The sequence below is a fragment of the Microcystis sp. M_QC_C_20170808_M9Col genome (assembly GCF_007095495.1).
GTDB classification, from domain to species: domain Bacteria; phylum Cyanobacteriota; class Cyanobacteriia; order Cyanobacteriales; family Microcystaceae; genus Microcystis; species Microcystis aeruginosa.
This window is the reverse complement of record NZ_SFBZ01000282.1, coordinates 15,391-33,585: the sequence shown is the minus strand read 5'-3', so window position 1 is coordinate 33,585 and position 18,195 is coordinate 15,391. Positions and strand designations below refer to the sequence as shown.

Annotated in this window: 17 protein-coding genes and 4 pseudogenes; 12 read left to right on the top strand and 9 right to left on the bottom strand. The window is 46.1% G+C overall.

Annotation, left to right across the window (positions count from 1 at the left end; all coding sequences use genetic code 11):
• Both EWV68_RS18110 and EWV68_RS22140 read right to left on the bottom strand, forming a co-directional pair.
• Positions 1 to 276 (bottom strand): annotated as a pseudogene (locus EWV68_RS18110) (RNA-guided endonuclease TnpB family protein); the annotation flags it as partial.
• Positions 277 to 378: 102 nt separating this feature from the next.
• Positions 379 to 509: pseudogene (locus tag EWV68_RS22140) on the bottom strand (helix-turn-helix domain-containing protein); the annotation flags it as partial.
• 339 nt (positions 510 to 848) lie between these two features.
• Between EWV68_RS22140 and EWV68_RS18095 the strand changes: the two are divergent.
• From EWV68_RS18095 to EWV68_RS18055, 9 genes and pseudogenes are all read left to right on the top strand, one after another.
• On the top strand, positions 849 to 1,334 hold the full coding sequence (locus EWV68_RS18095; protein ID WP_061431240.1) for a pentapeptide repeat-containing protein: 486 nt from the start codon (positions 849 to 851) through the stop codon (positions 1,332 to 1,334).
• 171 nt (positions 1,335 to 1,505) lie between these two features.
• Complete coding sequence (locus EWV68_RS18090; RefSeq protein ID WP_287170609.1) at positions 1,506 to 3,437, top strand: transglycosylase domain-containing protein; 1,932 nt, start codon at positions 1,506 to 1,508, stop codon at positions 3,435 to 3,437.
• 348 nt (positions 3,438 to 3,785) lie between these two features.
• A complete protein-coding gene (locus EWV68_RS18085) occupies positions 3,786 to 4,493 on the top strand; it encodes a hypothetical protein (protein ID WP_287170607.1) in 708 nt (235 codons plus the stop codon).
• Between the two features lie 100 nt (positions 4,494 to 4,593).
• Positions 4,594 to 5,040: pseudogene (locus EWV68_RS18080) on the top strand (transposase family protein); the annotation flags it as partial.
• A gap of 212 nt (positions 5,041 to 5,252) precedes the next feature.
• Positions 5,253 to 5,828, top strand: a complete 576-nt coding sequence (locus EWV68_RS18075; protein WP_061431414.1) for a Uma2 family endonuclease — start codon at positions 5,253 to 5,255, stop codon at positions 5,826 to 5,828.
• A gap of 164 nt (positions 5,829 to 5,992) precedes the next feature.
• The gene (locus EWV68_RS18070; RefSeq protein WP_287170606.1) at positions 5,993 to 6,661 is read left to right on the top strand and encodes a DUF4145 domain-containing protein; all 669 of its coding nucleotides are present in this window, start codon (positions 5,993 to 5,995) and stop codon (positions 6,659 to 6,661) included.
• Between the two features lie 191 nt (positions 6,662 to 6,852).
• A complete protein-coding gene (locus EWV68_RS18065; protein WP_150975293.1) occupies positions 6,853 to 7,101 on the top strand; it encodes a hypothetical protein in 249 nt (82 codons plus the stop codon).
• A complete protein-coding gene (locus tag EWV68_RS18060) occupies positions 7,098 to 7,454 on the top strand; it encodes a type II toxin-antitoxin system PemK/MazF family toxin (protein WP_002760242.1) in 357 nt (118 codons plus the stop codon). The genes EWV68_RS18065 and EWV68_RS18060 overlap by 4 nt, the downstream gene beginning before the upstream one ends.
• 115 nt (positions 7,455 to 7,569) lie before the next feature.
• Positions 7,570 to 8,379, top strand: coding sequence for a DNA adenine methylase (locus EWV68_RS18055; protein ID WP_287170605.1), 810 nt, complete (start codon positions 7,570 to 7,572; stop codon positions 8,377 to 8,379).
• A gap of 406 nt (positions 8,380 to 8,785) precedes the next feature.
• Here the strand turns inward: EWV68_RS18055 and EWV68_RS18050 are convergent, their stop codons facing one another.
• From EWV68_RS18050 to cysK, 4 genes are all read right to left on the bottom strand, one after another.
• Positions 8,786 to 10,528: a family 2A encapsulin nanocompartment cargo protein cysteine desulfurase gene (locus tag EWV68_RS18050; RefSeq protein WP_287170604.1), complete on the bottom strand. Its 1,743-nt coding sequence runs from the start codon at positions 10,526 to 10,528 to the stop codon at positions 8,786 to 8,788.
• Positions 10,494 to 11,426: a family 2A encapsulin nanocompartment shell protein gene (locus EWV68_RS18045; RefSeq protein ID WP_061431234.1), complete on the bottom strand. Its 933-nt coding sequence runs from the start codon at positions 11,424 to 11,426 to the stop codon at positions 10,494 to 10,496. Before EWV68_RS18045 ends, EWV68_RS18050 begins: the two co-directional genes overlap by 35 nt.
• Before the next feature lie 78 nt (positions 11,427 to 11,504).
• Positions 11,505 to 12,464 carry a serine O-acetyltransferase EpsC gene (gene epsC / locus EWV68_RS18040; RefSeq protein WP_287170602.1) on the bottom strand — a complete coding sequence of 320 codons (960 nt, stop codon included), beginning with the start codon at positions 12,462 to 12,464 and terminating at the stop codon, positions 11,505 to 11,507.
• On the bottom strand, positions 12,461 to 13,441 hold the full coding sequence (gene cysK, locus EWV68_RS18035) for a cysteine synthase A (protein WP_287170601.1): 981 nt from the start codon (positions 13,439 to 13,441) through the stop codon (positions 12,461 to 12,463). Before cysK ends, epsC begins: the two co-directional genes overlap by 4 nt.
• A gap of 444 nt (positions 13,442 to 13,885) precedes the next feature.
• Between cysK and EWV68_RS18030 the strand changes: the two genes are divergently transcribed.
• The 3 genes and pseudogenes from EWV68_RS18030 to EWV68_RS22135 form a co-directional block, all read left to right on the top strand.
• Positions 13,886 to 14,386: a hypothetical protein gene (locus EWV68_RS18030; RefSeq protein WP_287170612.1), complete on the top strand. Its 501-nt coding sequence runs from the start codon at positions 13,886 to 13,888 to the stop codon at positions 14,384 to 14,386.
• 142 nt (positions 14,387 to 14,528) lie between these two features.
• On the top strand, positions 14,529 to 14,846 hold the full coding sequence (locus EWV68_RS18025) for a hypothetical protein (RefSeq protein ID WP_061431229.1): 318 nt from the start codon (positions 14,529 to 14,531) through the stop codon (positions 14,844 to 14,846).
• A 150-nt stretch (positions 14,847 to 14,996) separates the two neighbouring features.
• Positions 14,997 to 15,101, top strand: a pseudogene (locus EWV68_RS22135) (NACHT C-terminal helical domain 2-containing protein); the annotation flags it as partial.
• 218 nt (positions 15,102 to 15,319) lie between these two features.
• Here the strand turns inward: EWV68_RS22135 and EWV68_RS18020 are convergent.
• The 3 genes from EWV68_RS18020 to EWV68_RS18010 all read right to left on the bottom strand — a co-directional run bounded on the left by EWV68_RS18020 (position 15,320) and on the right by EWV68_RS18010 (position 18,159).
• Positions 15,320 to 16,564, bottom strand: a complete 1,245-nt coding sequence (locus EWV68_RS18020; RefSeq protein WP_287170600.1) for a M23 family metallopeptidase — start codon at positions 16,562 to 16,564, stop codon at positions 15,320 to 15,322.
• Positions 16,565 to 16,609: 45 nt separating this feature from the next.
• A complete protein-coding gene (locus EWV68_RS18015) occupies positions 16,610 to 17,323 on the bottom strand; it encodes a biotin--[acetyl-CoA-carboxylase] ligase (protein WP_061431227.1) in 714 nt (237 codons plus the stop codon).
• Positions 17,324 to 17,514: 191 nt separating this feature from the next.
• Positions 17,515 to 18,159, bottom strand: coding sequence for a histidine phosphatase family protein (locus EWV68_RS18010; RefSeq protein WP_002759710.1), 645 nt, complete (start codon positions 18,157 to 18,159; stop codon positions 17,515 to 17,517).
• Positions 18,160 to 18,195: the final 36 nt, after the last annotated feature.

Below are 18,195 nucleotides of genomic sequence, written 5' to 3'. Positions count from 1 at the left end.
AAAGGTTCTGTGCATTTAGCTAAATAGATTTGTCTGTCTTTGAATTTAAAAGCAGATTTGGTAAATTCGGCACTTCCTCCTTGATGTTTTTTCTTAAAGCTAGGATACTTAGTACGACCAGCAAAGAAATTAGTGAAAGCTGTTTGTAAATGTCTTAACCCTTGTTGTAAAGGTACACAGCTAACTTCATTGAGAAAGTTTAATTCTTCTTGCTTTTTCCACTCGGTTAGCATTGAAGAAGTTTGAGCGTAGCCTACTCTTTCGGCTCTTCGTTACTTGGTATGGTTCGATAGGGGAGCATAAATCGACTAAATCCTTATCTGGCAAGAGACTTAATTGATTAGTTCGCTCTAGATCAAAAACAATTGACAAAAATCGCCAAATGTCTTTCTCTATAAGAGTTTCATTCCTTATAATCCTGTACGTTGCATAAGACAAACCGAAGTGCGCCGCAATAGCGACTCTTGTTCGGGTGTTGGGTAAAATCGAAACGAATAGGCTTTTTCCATACCTCACGTTTTAGCATATATTTCGTAAATGTGCTAATATTTAACAGTAAAGCCAACCTAAAACGGCGGGGTTTCAGACCCAAATTTTCGATGACCAGCCATATCTATCTAAGATATCCAACATCAAAAATCTAGCAGATCGATCGCTCTTGGTAAATCCGGGGATAATTGTCAATTCAACCAGTGCAAGGTAATGAGGTGATTTTCGGGGATGATCATCAATCCTGTTTAGAAACTATAGGGGGGTGGGTAGTTCGAGCATTTGTACTAAAATTCCCGATAGGCGGTTTAAATCCAGTACAGCTTATTATAGAAAAGGTTGATTGATCAGGTGGCAATATGGCGCAATTTTCTCGCAAAACTCTACTAACCTTGGTTGCTAGTATATTAGTATTATTATTCTCTGTGGCTCCGGCCCAAGCGCTAAGTTATAATAACCGCAATTTGACCGATAACGACTTTGCGGGGCAGGATTTGCGCGATTCCACCTTCGATCACTCTAATCTGCGCGGTAGTAACTTCAGTCGTGCCAACCTGGAAGGAGTACGCTTTTTTTCTGCCAACTTGGAGGGGGCCAACTTTAGCGATGCCAATATGAGAAATGTGGATTTAGAATCGGCCCGTTTAACCAGAGCCAACTTTACCAATGCCGTTCTCGAAGGAGCTTTTGCCACTAACATTTTAATCAAAGGTGCAATTATCGACGGGGCCGATTTTACCGATGCAATTATTCGCTCCGATGTGGAAAAATATCTTTGTGAGATAGCCACAGGAACTAACCCCATAACTGGCAGAAATACCCGCGATACCCTGTTTTGTCCCTGATACCTAACTATGCTGCCCCGAATCGCGCTGTCATGACCGATCGAAACTAGAGCCAGATCGGCCATAATTGCTGTAAGCTAGTATTCGATTTTTTAACAAAACCTTTAGAATAGACTTTCAAGTCAGTTCGATCGATCAGTCCCCTCTTGGAAAAAGGAAATTGTAACCATCGTGTCCACCAGTACCCTCGGCAATCAAGACAAAGAGCAGAAACCTAGTAGTGACTCGGATAGCTTTTTCCAAGGAGTCTCCAGAGTCGCAGGGGGAACTGTTCTCGGCCTGTTGATGGTATCCACGGCCGTGGTGACGGGGGCTGTGGTAGGATTAGCGATTAGTTACCGCAATCTACCCGATGTGAGGATTTTACGCGGTTACGTCCCCACGGAAACCAGTTATATCTACGATGTTAAAGGCAGACCCCTGACCAGCTTACACGGAGAAGCGAATCGGGAAGTGGTGGAACTCGATCAAATATCTCCCAATCTGAAACGCGCCGTGATGGCGATCGAAGATAGCCATTTTTATCACCATCGTGGTATTAATCCTAATAGTATCGGTCGGGCAGTAGTCGCTAACTGGAAAAGTGGCGGTGTGGTGGAAGGTGCATCTACTATCACCATGCAGTTAGTCAAAAATATCTTTCTTTCCCATCAGCGCACCGTTAGCCGTAAATTAGCCGAGGCAGTCCTGGCAGTACGAGTGGAACAGGTTTTTAGCAAAAATGACATTCTGGAAATGTACCTCAATAATATCTATTGGGGTCATAATAATTACGGAGTGCAAACCGCCGCTAAAAGTTATTTTAATAAACCCGCTGCCCAGTTAAATTTAGCAGAATCGGCGATGATGGCGGGATTAATCCAAGCGCCGGAAGTTTATAGTCCTTTTAATAATTATAAAACCGCCAAGGAAAGACAGGCACTGGTTCTCAGTCGGATGCGTAGCTTAGGTTGGATTACCCCCGCACAGGAAGAGGCCGCTTTAAAGGAACCTCTGAAACTGGGTAAACCCACCGCTTGGCAAGAAAGTAAATTACCCTACGTTACCGATGCAGTGGTGGCAGAATTGCGGCAAAAATTTGGCAAAGAAACCCTAATTAAAGGGGGAATGCGGATTCAAACCACGATCGATCTCGACTTTCAAAACATGGCCGAGTCCACCATCCAACGGGCCTATAATAGCTTGCGTCGTCGCGGTATTCGCACCAAAGACCTACAAATTTCTCTAGTCGCGGTGGATCCCCGCACCCATTTCGTCAAGGCGCTCGTCGGTGGCGTTGATTACAATAAAAGTCAATTAAACCGGGCCATCCAATCCCGTCGTCAACCGGGGTCAGCTTTTAAACCTTTTGTCTATTATACTGCCTTCGCTAGTGGTCGTTTTACCCCCGAAACGGTGGTTAATGATGCTCCCATACGTTTTCGCGAGGCCGGCGGCTTCTATAGCCCAAAAAACTACGGTGGCGGCTATTCTGGTCAAGTTTCCCTGCGTAGCGCTCTGATGCAGTCTCTGAATATTCCCGCAGTTATTCTCGGTCGTCGCGTCGGGTTGAATAAAGTCATTGAAGTCTGTCGTCTGCTGGGTTTCGAGAGTCCTTTAATTGCCGTGACCTCTTTACCTTTGGGATCGGTGGATGTGACTCCTCTGGAAATGGCGGGGGCCTACGCTACTTTTGCCAGTAATGGCTGGCATTCTAAGCCTACCTTTATCATGCGTGTTACCGATAGCCGGGGTAACGTCATGCTCGATAATACACCCAAACCGAAGCTAGTTTTAGATCCCTGGGCCACCGCTTCTCTCAATTCTGTCCTACAGGGAGTTATTCAAGGGGGAACAGCCACTTCGGCCCAAATCGGTCGTCCGGCAGCGGGAAAAACCGGTACTACCGATAACGAGAAAAATGTCTGGTTTGTTGGTTATGTTCCCCAATTAGCCACAGCAGTATGGATTGGAGATGACCAAAATCGCACTTTAGGTAAAGGTATCACCGGTGGCGGTTTTGCCGCTCCCATTTGGCGCGATTTTATGGCACAAGCTCTTAAAAATGAACGAGTAGAATATTTTCCTTCTCCTTCCAAATTCCGCAAACCAACAGTTAAGTAGATCGTTAATCTAATTGGTTATGGCTGCGAACATCTTCGTGAAATAGTATCAACTTTGTTAGTCGTTGTTCGCTATTGGAAGTACACTGAAGTTGTCGGTCCAATCGCTCTGAAAGGGGAGCTTAGACAGAATGTATCGGTCTAATCACGCTCAAGGGGTCTTGGATGTGCTTTGTCGGTCTAACCACCCTAGACGAGATATTAGGCAGATTCCAGTCAGTCTAGTGAGTAGTGATGCGCCTAGTTCTGGTTTCGGGTCAGTTAAAGGGAAATATCGACAGCTAACTTGACCTATAAATGTGCTATAATGGGAAAATTTTAATACAATTATGATTGTGACCGCAAAGACATGACAACTAAGCCGACAGAAGAAGAGCGAATTCAACTCTTAGAAAGCTTGCGAGGAGCTATGCAGGCCGTTACGGAAAAACTTCAGAGTGTGGAGACTAACCTGACTTATACGGCCGGTCAGCTAGAAACTCAGTCTGCTTTGTGGAAAGCTGCTACCGAAAGATATGAAAGACTCATTAGCGAAGCGAATGGCTCTGTTCGATCTATTGAGAAACAACTAGATGAATTTAAGAAAGAAACAGATCGTTTCAAACAATATTCTAGTGGTATTGACGAAAATCTCAAGGAGAGGTTTCAAATTTTTGCAGAAAAATTTGACAATCAAGGTAAATCTCTAGGACTTCTAGAGACATCTCTTACGAGAATTCGGGAGTTAGATTTAGATAGAATTAATGACAAAGTAAAAGAGCTGCCAAGCTTAGAAGTTATTAGAAGGGAGTTGTCAAATTCAACAAGCCCTTTGGTTTCTAAAGATGATTTTAACAAACTAAGCCAACAGGTATCAAAGATCGAGGGATCTGTTGAAAGTTATTTTAGGAATAATATGATTACTTTATTTTTGGCATTGACAACTATTATAGGAACAAATGTTGTATCCTATTATACTTTTGTATCAAAAATCGACTCTTTAAAGACAACCTCACCTTTACAAAGCTCTCCTGTTCCGACAAACTCTTCACCAACATCTTCTCCAAAAACACCGTAGATTATGGGCAATATCTTTGCATAACCACTACAGGCAAATTTGGCTCTTCTAGGTTCTCTGTGAGCATAGTATAATAGTAATACAGGACAGGAGGTGGGTTATGTGGATAAATTTTGATCAACTCCTCGATTTACCAAATGTAACAGTGGTCAATTATCAAAAAATTGATCAGACAATTTTCCTAAAGCTCGCTCTTTTAAATGAAACAATTGAATGTCCGAATTGTCATCAAATATTGGACAGAATCAATCAGACTGAGTACAATCTAGTCAGAGATTTATCAATATTAGGCAATCTGGTATATTTAGAAGTACCACGCCGCCAGTTTCATTGTCAAAAGTGCCAGAAATATATTAGCGAAAGATTGAGTTTTATGAGATTAAGACAGCATCATACAATCCGCTATGAATCGATGATTTATGAGAGAGTAAAAAATTCTAGTGTCGAAGAAATAAGTCGAGAAGAAGGGTTAGGATGGGAAGAAGTTGGGTTAATATTTAATCACTTTGCTAAAGAACTAGAAAAGGAAGAGTGGGAAGCACCAAAACCAAGGTGAGAGCATCTGAAAAGCTATTGACAATTGGCCAATTTTGTGATCCCCGTGGGCATTTCCAGTGATACCAGTCAGTCAGAATAGTTAATAAATCGACCCATTTGATTGAGAGGGCAAATGCTCCTCAAATATACCTGAATCGTGGGTAAGAAACCCAGATAAAGTTCATTTATAATAAAGTCACAAAAAAACCTTTGCTTGAACCGATGACGACTTCCTTGACTGAGAGTCTCACCCTTGAAGATTTCCTCAAATTGCCATATTTGGAGGATTCTCCAGCATGGGAATACTTGCATGGAGTCGCAATTCAGAAACCCATGCCTAAGACTCGACACTCTATCCTGCAAAAACGTCTTTTAGCTGCGGTTGACAGCCACACTGTTGATTATACAGCCTTACCTGAGTTGCGATGTACCTTCGGCGAGCGTTCGATCGTTCCTGATGTTGCCGTAATTGCATGGAATCGAATTAACCTCAATCAAGCAGGTGAACCAGAGGACGACTTTAGGGAAGCACCTGATTGGACTATCGAAATTCTTTCACCGGATCAAAAGGTAAACCGTGTAATTGACAACATTTTACATTGTTTAAAACACGGCAGTAAATTAGGATGGATGCTTGATCCAGATGATTATTCTGTTTTAATGTTTACTCCCCAACAAGAGCCGGAAGTTTGCAGAGGAGATCACCAACTTAAGGTAATTGCAGGGGTTCAGTTAACACTGACTCCACAACAAATCTTTGCATGGCTAAAAGTTAGTCAAGCTAGACAGAGTAAGTAGAAGTCGGGGGAGAAGCACGAGGACTAACTTGGTCGTTAGACGGAATTCAATTCTTTTAAGGTTAAGTAAGTGGTTATAATTAAATTGAAGATAGATTTTGTCTTTGATCCCCCCTGCCTCCTTGATAAGGGTGGTATATGATAATTTTTAACACCTACCTACTTATGACGTTGAAAGAAGTTTTTAAGCAGCGATTTGAAGAGCTAGAGGAGCAAGCATCCCAATTGGAATCTTCTAAAAAAGTTCTCCGAACAGAGAGAATTGGCGGCACCAATGAAGTCATCGATAGCTACTTACTTTTAAGCTGGAAGGTAAAAGTAAAAAACTTATTGTCTAAAGTTTGTGGTGAAGATTCTCAGCACTTCAAACAATTTGAGCGGGAAGAAGAGAACAGGTATTATCCAACTTATGAGATATTTAAGGCATTTAAAGCGGTATTTTTGGCAGCAAAAGAAGATTTTGAGGGTGGTTATCTCTCGTCTATTAAAACACTGGTTCAAGCCGAAGTTTTTGATTCTGAGCTTGAACAAGCAAATGAGCTTTTTTCTAGTGGTTATTATACCGCTGCGGCTGTGATTGCAGGAGTTGTGTTAGAGACGGCATTGCGAGAGTTATGTGATAGAAGTGGGATTCCGCATGGGAAGTTAGATAAAATGAATTCCGAATTGGCAAAAGCTGGTGTATATAACAAACTTAATCAAAAGCGAATAACAGCGATCGCAGATATTCGTAATAGCGCTGCCCATGGAAAACAGGATGAATTTACAGTTCAAGATGTTTCTGACATGATTAAAGATGTTAGCCGATTTCTTGCCGACTACCTTGTAGATTAGCTTGTCTAACAAGTGGGATAGGAAATTATCGACATTGGGATTTTTCCCTATTGAATTATGACTGAACTGCTCCAACAAGCGATCGCTCAAAGCGTCTGAACGTCCTCCCTACCCCGCTACGCACTCAGGGACTCATGGGGGTTTGTTGAAGACGGCTGTTGGCCAGGATCCCTTATAATGGGGAGGTCGGAATGTTTTTTCTTCCTATGCCAGTAAGCGCTGAAGCTCTTAAGCAAGACTTGGATCGACTGACTGATAATCAGCTTCAGCAAGTGGCTGATTTTATTGCCTTCTTAAAGTTTCGCAGTCAGCGTCATCGGGCTGTTCTCGATCCAATGCAACTGGCCGATCTGTTTGCGGAGTTTGCTGATGAAGATCGCGCCTTTGCTGAAGAAGGTATGAATGACTATGCAGTAATACTCCATCAAGAAGATCAATGATGACTAATCCTCTGAAACGGGGTGAAGTCTGGTTAGCCGACCTCAATCCAACTCAAGGTTCTGAACAAGCGGGCATTCGTCCCGTCATCATTTTCCAGAATGACCTTGTTTCCCAGTTCTCAACTACGATCATTGCTATTCCGCTCACCACCAACCAACGTCGCGCTGCTTTGCCTATATGCTTACTGATAGAACAGGGTAATGGTGGACTCGGCCAAGATTCTGTTGCCCTATGTTTTCAGATGAGAGTGCTGGATAAAACTCGTTTGATCCGCACACTGGGACAACTGAGTCCCGAAATAATTGCCCAATTGGAAGAAGTGGTTTTGCTAACCTTAGGATACGAGTCCTAAATGTGGAATTAAATGGAATTCTTATGGGTATAGGCTACATATCAGGACAGGCACTCATGCAAGAGGCGAAAGGGGGAATAGATAATCAGTCTTTAATAAACGGATTTAGTATAAAATGTCAAAAATTAAAAGTCCCTTGCGTTATCCCGGGGGGAAATCCCGGGCAATTAAGCAAATTCTGCCGCAAATTCCTGTCAATATCAGGGAATATCGAGAACCTTTTTTTGGTGGGGGTTCTGTATTTTTTGCTGTTAAGCAACTCTTTGGACAACAAATAAAAACCTATTGGATTAATGACTTAAATTATGATTTATATTGTTTCTGGCAATGCGCTCAAGAAAATATTGAGTTATTAGTAGCAAAAATAACAGAAATTAAACAGAAATATGATAGCGGACGAGAATTATTTCAAGATTTGACAAGGGAAGATTTAAAGTTAACCGACTTTGAGAAGGCGGTGCGTTTTTTTATCTTAAATCGGATTACTTTTTCGGGAACAGTGGATTCGGGTGGTTATTCCCAAGCGGCTTTTACCAGTAGATTTACTGATTCATCAATTGCCAGATTAACTCAAATTGCGCCCCTATTAGCATCGGTAAAAATTACTAACCAAGACTACGAAGAATTATTATTTGCTGAGGGAAAAGAAGTTTTTATCTTTCTCGATCCACCCTACTATAGTGCCACAAAATCCCGTTTGTACGGCGTAAGAGGTAATTTACATACCAACTTCGATCATCAACGCTTTGCCGATAATATGCGTCAATGTCAGGCTAAATGGTTAATTACCTACGATGATTGTCCAGAGATCAGAAAACTCTTTGATTTTGCCCATATTATCGAGTGGAATCTTCAGTATGGCATGAATAACTATAAACAAGGAGCGGCGGCATCTGGCAGAGAATTAATGATCAAAAATTATTAGTGCCAGATTGTAGTGGAGTATTTATCTACCATAATTTAGCCGGCATTATTGATGAAGATTTGGAAAAATCCTCATCAGCCTTCCTAGGAAAGTTAGACAAATCCGTTTTTAATAGGATGATTAACTCCCAATCCAACTTGAAAAACCCACTCCCCACCCTCCTATACATTTTAAATAGGGTTTGCTGAAATCAAAAAGTGCCAGACCTTGGGGTGATCGGGGGGGGAAATTTAGGCACTTTTTCCCTGAAAATTAGGTAATTGACCAGATGAAAATCGGTAAAACCCTACACCCCACACCCCACACCCTAACCCCACCAACAAACTTTTTCAGCAGACCCTAAATAGGTGGCAGTTTAGGGGGAACTGGAATAGGTGTACAAGCTGCCCCACCCATTCCAGTCAGTTTATTCGTGTTGCAAACGTTCCAACGCGGCCACCAGCGCATCCACCTCGGCTTTAGTATTGTAGAAAGCCAAGGAAGGGCGCACCGTTGCCTCAAGACCAAAGCGTCGCAGAATGGGTTGAGCGCAGTGATGGCCTGCCCGCACGGCAATCCCTTCCCGATTCAGGGCCTGTCCAATGACTTCCACATCAAATCCCTCCAGCACAAAGGAAAGCACGCCGGCCTTATCGGCTGCCGTCCCAATCAAACGCAGGCCCGGAATGGTTGTCAGTCCCGCAGTGGCGTACTCCAGAAGTTCATGCTCATAATTGGCAATGGTGGTCAAACCAATCTGCTGAACATAATCCAAGGCCGTCCCTAAGCCAACGGCATCGGCAATATTGCCCGTTCCGGCCTCGAAGCGAGTGGGAGCCGCCTGATACACGGTGCGCTCAAACGTCACATCCACGATCATGTTGCCGCCGCTTTGCCAGGGAACCGTGGCATTCAACAGGTCTTCTTGACCATAAAGTACCCCGATCCCTGTCGGACCAAAGACTTTATGCCCGGAAAAGACGAACCAATCACACCCTAATTGTTGAACATCGATCGGAATGTGGGAAACCGATTGAGCGCCATCTAACAAGACTTTAGCTCCGACCCGATGGGCTAAGTCAATGATTTGTTTGGCGGGGGTAATGGTTCCCAAGGCATTGGAAACATGGGAAAAAGCCACCAGTTTTGTGCGGGAGTTGAGTAATTGTTGATACTCTGCCAGTAAAATCTGCCCGTGGTCATCCACGGGGACAACCCGCAACTTTGCTCCCTTTTGGGCGGCTAGTTGCTGCCAAGGCACAATATTGGCATGGTGTTCTAGATGGGTGAGGACAATCTCATCCCCCGCTTGTAGGGTTTGTTGTCCCCAGCTTTTTGCCACCAGATTAATGCCTTCCGTTGTCCCCCGCACGAAAATGATTTCGTTGGCAGATGAGGCATTGAGAAAACGGCGTACCGTTTCTCTGGCCGCTTCGTAAGCATCTGTGGAGCGAGCCGCTAATTCATGGGCGGCACGATGCACATTGGAATTTTCATGGCTGTAGAAATGAACGAGGCGATCGATGACTGCTTGGGGCTTTTGAGTTGTTGCGGCATTGTCGAACCAGATCAGCGGTTTGCCATTCACCCGTTCTTGCAGGATGGGAAAATCCAGGCGAACGGTATGAACATCAAAGAAACTGGGTCGTTGAACGCTTCGCCCGCTGGCATGGGGGACAAAAAGGGGATCGATCGCAAAGCGCTCGCTACGCGAGAACGCCGCGACAGGAACAAGCTGTTCAGGCTTGGCCACTACCGCCGGAAGGTCGGGGATTTTTGTTTCTAACTCCTCAATGAAGTAGAAAGAGGGGGTTGCTAAGGGTACAGCCAAGGGAACTGTGGGCCGTTCGCCCACAGTAGCTGGGGAGGTTGCGGGGGTAGCCGGCAAGTCCAGGGTTGGGGGAATCGCCGCGGCGGATGGCACCAGATAATCCCGATCTGTACTCAACCCCTTCGCCACCTCGGCCTTAAGGTCGTGCCGTTGTAGTTCTTGAATTATCGTCTGGGCGAGATGCTCAAGAAGGTCAGGTTGGAATAAGGGGTTAAGAGAAATGTTCTCGACCTCAGTTAGGGCAGTCGTGGGCGGGGATACAGAGGGTAGATTCCCCCCCGCCTTTTCAGGGATCAGTTCAGGGTTAGTCATAGTCGTAGATGTGGTATTGGTTGACATCAACGTTCTCCAGTACGGCCGCCGCATCGTCGGTCAACACTGCCAACGAACAGTAGAGGGAGACCAGGTAAGAGGCGATCGCCTTGCGACTAATCCCCATAAATCGCACCGACAAGCCAACTCCCTGTTGACCGGGTAAATTGGGCTGATAGAGACCGACCACCCCTTGACGGCTTTCTCCTACCCGCAATAACAAAATATTGGTTTTGCCTTGTTCATTCACAGCCAACTTATCGGAAGGAATCAAAGGCACGCCCCGCCAGGTAATAAACTGAGACCCGAATAATGACACCGTAGCAGGGGGTACACCCCGTCGGGTTGCTTCTCGGCCAAAGGCCGCGATCGCTTTAGGATGGGCGAGGAAAAATGCCGGTTCTTTCCACACCTTCACCAGCAACTCATCCAAATCGTCCGGCGTGGGCGCACCATTGCGAGGTTGCACTTTCTGGGAATCAACAATATTGTTGAGCAATCCGTACTCATGGTTGTTGATCAACTCATTTTCTTGACGTTCCTTCAGGGTTTCGATCGTCAGGCGCAATTGTTCATGGATCTGATCGTGGGGACTGCTGTAGAGATCGGACACGCGAGTGTGAACATCCAGTACCGTATTCACCGCACTCAAGAAATACTCCCGGGGGGTCTCTTCGTAATCCACAAAGGTTTCGGGCAGCTCCCGCTCATCTCGTTCAGAGCAGGCCACCTCAACCCGGGAGGCATCCCTGACTTTATTGAGACGATAAATCCCCGCTTCAACGGGTAGCCAATGCAAGAGGCGAACGAACCACCGGGGTGAAATGGTCAATAACTGAGGAACGGTCTTTGTGGCATTGGCCAACTGCCGAGCGGCAGCATCTCCCAAAGCCAGTTGCAATTCATGATCTTGGCTATACGTCATTGAGTTAAATCCTCCAATTCAAAAAAAAAAGTAACAAAGCGACTGTTATGGCCGAACATTCACAGCCCGGACAGCCCCTCAAATTCCAGAGCCGTCATCAAACATTTCCTGTCGTAGTTGCGCCTGGGAGACAAAACCCCCCGGCGGCACACTGCGGGTTAACCAAACATTTCCACCGATGGTGGCGCCCCGACCGATAGTTACCCGACCGAGAATCGTTGCACCTGAGTAAATCACCACATCATCCTCAATAATCGGATGACGGGGTTGACCTTTGATTAAACTGCCCGATTCGTCCCGGGGAAAGCTTTTCGCACCGAGCGTGACCGCTTGGTAAAGGCGTACGCGATCGCCAATCACCGTGGTTGCCCCAATTACAACCCCCGTCCCATGATCGATAAAGAAGCTATTGCCAATCGACGCACCGGGGTGAATGTCAATCCCCGTTAAGGAATGGCCAATTTCACTGATAATCCGCGCCAACAGGGGCGAGTCCAACCGATACAGGGCATGGGCAATGCGGTGATAAGTGATTGCCGTTACTCCGGGGTAACAAAACAACACTTCATCTAAATTTCTGGCTGCCGGATCACCTCGATAGGCCGCCGTGATATCCGTTTCCAGTAGAGCTTTCAGATGGGGTAATTGAGTGGCAAAGGCTTGTACCGTTCCTTGGGCGTGCGTCTCAATCTGGTCTGACGACCAGTGCAACTGCGACCCCAGCAACCACTGTTCACGACAAACCTGATGATGCAGCAGTTGCAGGACTTCATTGAGGGTATGACCGATAAAATAGCGGCTGGATGTTTCGCCTAAATCGGGATTGCCAAAGTGATAGGGAAAGAGAACGGCACGCAGTCGATCGACAATCCGAAATAAGGCCTCACGGGAGGGCAAGGGGAAATGGCTTCGTGATTGATACCAACTGTGGAACGACTCGCCACGAGGTTTGGACAATTGAGCGATAATTTCATCGAGATCCAAGGACAAGGTGGGTTGGGAGAGAGCGCCAGAACTGCTCGGATGCTCGCTCGTCATGCCACTAACCCTTGCTCATTAAATACCCCTTGGAACAGGATGGAACTCAAATACCGTTCTCCGGAATCTGGCAAAATCACGACTATGGTTTTGCCTTGGTGTTCGGGTTGTTGTGCCAAGCGAGCGGCGACGGCGACGGCGGCACCGCAGGAAATGCCGGAGATAATCCCTTCTTCCTTGGCCAACCGTTGGGCATAAAGAATGGCCTCTTCGTTGGAAACGGTTTCAATCCCATCCACGAGGGATAAATCCAGAACTTCGGGAACAAACCCCGCCCCAATGCCCTGAATTTTGTGAGGGCCGGACTTTAAGGGCTGACCTGCCCGGGCTTGGGATAGTACGGGGCTGGCTTCTGGCTCCACCGCTACCGATAAAATCGGTTTTCCTTGGGTTTTTTTGATATAGCGCGAAACTCCCGTAATGGTTCCGCCCGTTCCCACACCCGACACGAGAATATCGATCGCCCCGTCTGTGTCCTGCCAAATTTCAGGGCCGGTGGTTTCCTCGTGGATGCGGGGATTGGCCGCATTGCGGAACTGTTGTAACAACACATAGCGATCGGGATTAGATGCGGCAATTTCTTCTGCCTTTGCCACCGCTCCAGTCATGCCTTTAGTCCCTTCTGTTAACACCAGATTGGCTCCATAAGCGAGCAACAGTTTGCGCCTCTCCAAGCTCATGGTTTCAGGCATGGTCAGGGTCAGGGGAATCCCCTTAGCGGCGGCTACAAAGGCTAGGGCAATGCCTGTATTGCCACTGGTCGGTTCCACCAGTTCTTTGCCCGGCCCTAATAGCCCCCGTTCTTCCGCATCCCAGATCATGGCCGCGCCAATACGACATTTGACTGAATAGGCTGGATTGCGACCTTCAATCTTGGCCAGAACCGTGGCGTGAGTGTTGCCAACGACTCGATTAAGGCGCACTAGAGGAGTCCGCCCGATCGACAAACTGTTATCTGCGAACCATTTCTTACTCACAAAATGGCAACTCCATGATCAAAATACGACAGTTCACCAGATTGGCTCATCTTGAATTCATTTTAAATTCATTTTGAATCCATTTAAAATTCATCCTAGCCTATGCACTATCAACCTCTGGTCAAGCTAAACAAATCTTTATAATCAAGGGGGTGGGCGATCGCTGAGGTTGAAGAATCAAGGTATAGGAGGGCGGGAAGTGGAGATAAGGGAGCGGGTTTTTCAAGTGGGATTGGGAGTTATACTTGAGACTAAATCCGTTGAGCATAGGCTAAGCTTAGACGCATTTAAGTTTCCTACTCGTATCCCTATCTACAAGGCGTTCCAGGATATTAAAGTGCAATGTAAGTGCGTCTAAGCTTAGTTATGAGGAGAGGCACTCATGCAAGAGGCACTCATGCAAAGGGGAGAATAAATAATCAGTTTTTAATAACCGGATTTAATATGATATACGGAGTCGTAAATTGGCGGCGCGAAGCCACACTCCCTCTGGTAGTTGCTAACTCAATTTTAACCCTTCAGGAATACCTCACGGCTCAGTATATCTATGATAATGATTTGATTGAAAAAGCAGTTAAGAATCATGTAACAGAAACTCGTTGGCAAGAGGTGTTTTTGTTAGTGGCGGCGCATTTAAAGCACTTATTCTTAAGATTAGCCGAATCTCCCCCAATCCCTTTACTGTTGCCTCTTGCCTCTTGCCTCTTGCCTCGTCTCAACAAGCAATTTAAATGCGCGGGCAGCTTAGCAATGGAGAAAGAAGCCCAGGAATATGCGAAGAATGCCAAATTATCTAAATTTCTTGTTTGGGTAGAGCAAGCAACTGGTGAATTAAAAGAATCGGTTAAACCCTCGGCAAAACGCTCAATTATTCTTTTTGACAGATTAAATAAAGGGATTTATAGCAATTCCCATAGTTGTGAGGTACAGAGTCTTAGGTTTTGAGGAGTCAGTAGCCGGTCGTCAGGATTGGGGATTCAGGATTCAGGAGTCAGGATTCGGGATTCAGGAGTTAAGATTTTGGTGTACCTCATGAGATTGGGAAACGCTATATTTTACCAACCGCTACAATCAAATACATTCAAGTATGTATAATAATTACATAGATGATACTCCACAATTTGACGAACCTTTCCTTGAGCAATTAGATAAATTAATACAAAAATATGTTGGTATTGATGTTTTGTATGAAAAACATTATGGACATTTGTTAATCAGTGAACAAATGCCAAGTGAAAAAACAGTAACACATATTTTTGCATTGATTAGTTCAATTACAAAAAAAATACTAGGACAATTAGAATTTGATCAAATCTCAGCATTTTATGAAAAAATAATTCTAGATTTTTATAAGGAAAGTCCAATTCGGTTCTCTTCTTGGAGAACACCTGACTGGATTATATAGCAATTTCCATAGTTGTGAGGTACAGAGTCTTAGGTTTTGAGGAGTCAGGAGTCAGGATTCGGGATTCAGGAGTCAGGATTCGGGATTCGGGATTCAGGAGTTAAGATTTTGGTGTACCTCATGAGATTGGGAAACGCTATATTTCAAAATTATCTATACGTTAATGAATTAATGCTAAGTTGCCAAAAAGTGGCTGTTAATATTTCCCCTACCCTCTGGCAAGAAATCGAAGACCGAATGCTCCGCGTTCCTTAACTTCTCCTTTTTTTCTCAAATCTTGCCTTTCCAATTGGATGAGATTACCGAATATTAACACTATGAGGAAAGGCAAAACGGAGAATAAATAATCAGTTTTTAATAACCGGATTTGGTATTACTGAGACTGCGAATGTATGGAAACGCATCAATTGGGCAAAAGCTCAACGATGCGTTTTTAAGCTCCAAAAACCGCTATAGTTGTAACCCAAAACAAATCAATTCTGATTAGAGTCAGTGGCTGCGGCCATTTCCATTCTCTGCACCAGATTATCGAGGGCTAATTCTAGATGTAAACCGGCATCTACGGCGGTCCAACCCTGTTCGGTTAGGTGTCGCCATTCAAAGTGTAGGTGCGGACCGGTAGAAAGTCCCGTACTACCCACACGACCGATAACCGCGCCCTGTTCCACCCATTCTCCCGGTTTGACGGTAATTTCCGAAAGGTGTGCATAACGAGATTCTTGAGTACCATCGAGGTGACGTAAAATCACCGTTAATCCGTAACCTCCTAACCAGTCGGCGGTGGCCACTTCCCCCGCGTAGGCTGCTAGTACGGGCGTTCCCATCGCTGCGCCTAAATCAGTACCCGCGTGCATGGCCTGATTACCGCTGACTGGATGATTTCGCCACCCAAAAACCGAGGTAATTTGGGCAGGAAGGGCGAGGGGAAAGAGTAAATCGGTGCGTTGAGTTTGGTTAGAATCCGTGGGACTTAAACGGGTGGCCCGCTCATAGGTGGTCGCTTCGCTGATTGCTTCCACTTCTGCGCGAGTCACGGGGGCCAAAGCTAATTTTACGCCATTCCATTCGGGGGGATTGAGGGCTACCACCTGACTGGCAATCACCGTCGGGGGTGCCAGACGTACCGGGGCGCTAGAGGCCACGAGAGTGGGGGCATAACGACGCGGGGAATTATTAGCGATAACCGGCTGATTGGCAGACCGCCGCCCTACCCGCACGGCTGGATTAGGATTGAGACGCACCCGGGCCAGATTAACCGGGGGTAAGGGTTTGGCCACAGTGCTGACCGGCTGACGACGGGGGGACTGGGCCGCCAGATTACAGCTACCTCCTACCAGTTGACCATTTTGGGCGATGGTTTGGCAACCACTGCGGCGCTCGGTGACGACAACGGAACTGGGGGGGTTAAAGTTTCTGGTATCGATAAAATTATTTTTACCGCCGGCCCGGGGGGCAAGGGTAGGCATATCGGTTTGATGGTTTTCGGGGATAGCCAGACGGGGGGCGGGATTAGTATTTTCTTTGATAACGGGGGCTTTCAGAGTCGGGGCGGCATTTTCCACTACTGGGGTTTCGTCGCCGGTTGCGGAATTAGCGATCGCATTGGGAGCAAGAGTGAGCAGACCGCTGATCACTAAACCGAGACCACTGCATAAACTCAGCTTCTTTTTTAAGGATTTTCCGAGAAAAAGTTTCAATATCACCGATGAAGGATACATAGGGCGGCCTCACTTCTCACAGTTTAGTCAAAAAAATATTTAGAATCAATTATAGCCGAGACTGACCCTACCCGCCGGTAGATAGATTTCGCTACTGGCATTGTCCGAAGTTAATTTAACTTTTAATTCCCCTTGATCGCTTACCCCCGTTATTATGCCCTGATAGCCCTCGAAAACTATCTTTTGACCAAAATTGGCAAAAAGTTCTAAATAAGAAGCTAATAGAGCTTTTATGCCGCGATGACAGTAATATTCATAGCCGTATAGGATAGCATCGCTGGTGAGAGAGGTTAACTGAGCGATCGAGGTGATTTTATTGCCGGCCAAAGCTTGTAAATTAATGCCGGTGGGGGGGACGGGATTAGCCCAATTGATGCCCACTCCGATGACTGCTTGCGGGATGTTTTGGCCCTGAATACGGGTTTCTAGGTTAATTCCCCCTAGTTTGCGCCCTAATAGGACTAAATCGTTCGGCCATTTGATTTTAACGGGTATTTCTTGACAATTCAGGTGATGAGCGATGCCCCAAACTGTAGCGAGAACGAGATGGGCAGATTTATCTACCTCTAAATCCAGATTTAACGCCAAAGATAAATATAATCCTCCCGGTTCAGAAATCCACTCCCGTCCCCATTGTCCTCTCCCGGCACTTTGTTGACTAGCAATCACCACAAAAGGCGGATTTTCCCCCGATTCTAATAATTGCCAAGCTTGAGTATTAGTGGAAGGTAATAGTTCAAAGTGATGGATTTTGGGCATAAATGGGAAGTGGGGAAGTGGGGAAGTGGGGAGATGGGGAAGTGGGGAGATGGGGAAGTGGGGTGTGGGGTGTGGGGTGTGGGGTGTGGGGAAGTGGGGAGATGGGGAAGTGGGGTGTGGGGTGTGGGGTGTGGGGTGTGGGGAGAAAAAAGCTGTCTCCTGTCTCCTGTCTCCTGTCTCCTGCCTCCTGATTAGGTGCAGGGGAGAGAACGCAGGTACTCACTGAGGTGGGAACGTAAACCGATGCCATGGAAAAGCGGGCCACGACTGCCTAATTCGACGATACTGACGGCGGCCACGGGCATTTCAAACCGATCGCGATAACGGCCCACATCGATACCCATCAGACTACAGAGCATGATCCGGATGGTGGCCTTGTGGGAAACAATCAGGATATTGCCATCACTGTGGGTGTGTTCAATTTCCTCCAAAACGGCCGCCGAACGACGGGCGATATCGATCCCCCTTTCTCCGTTGGGGGGAGCATTCCAAGCCGGATCCGTCAACCAGCGTACATAGAGATCATGATATTGACGATCGATATCGTTGGGGTGCATACCTTCCCAAAGACCATAACCGATCTCTTGTAATCCCTGGCGGATTTCTAATTTCAGTCCCACCGCTTCACAGAGGGGTTTAGCGGTTTGAATAGCTCTTTGGAGGGGGCTGACGTAGGCCGCGCGCCAAGGTAAAGAACGATAGACATCGGCGAATTCCTCGGCCATTTCGATGCCTTCGGCAGTCAAACCGGGGTCATTTTCTGGAGTACCACAGTATCCTCCCGTTTTGCTATAGGCCGTTTGTCCGTGTCGTAGAAAATATAACATCAAGCACATAGTTTTTCAGGAGACCAAATTCGGGGCTTCCCTGGT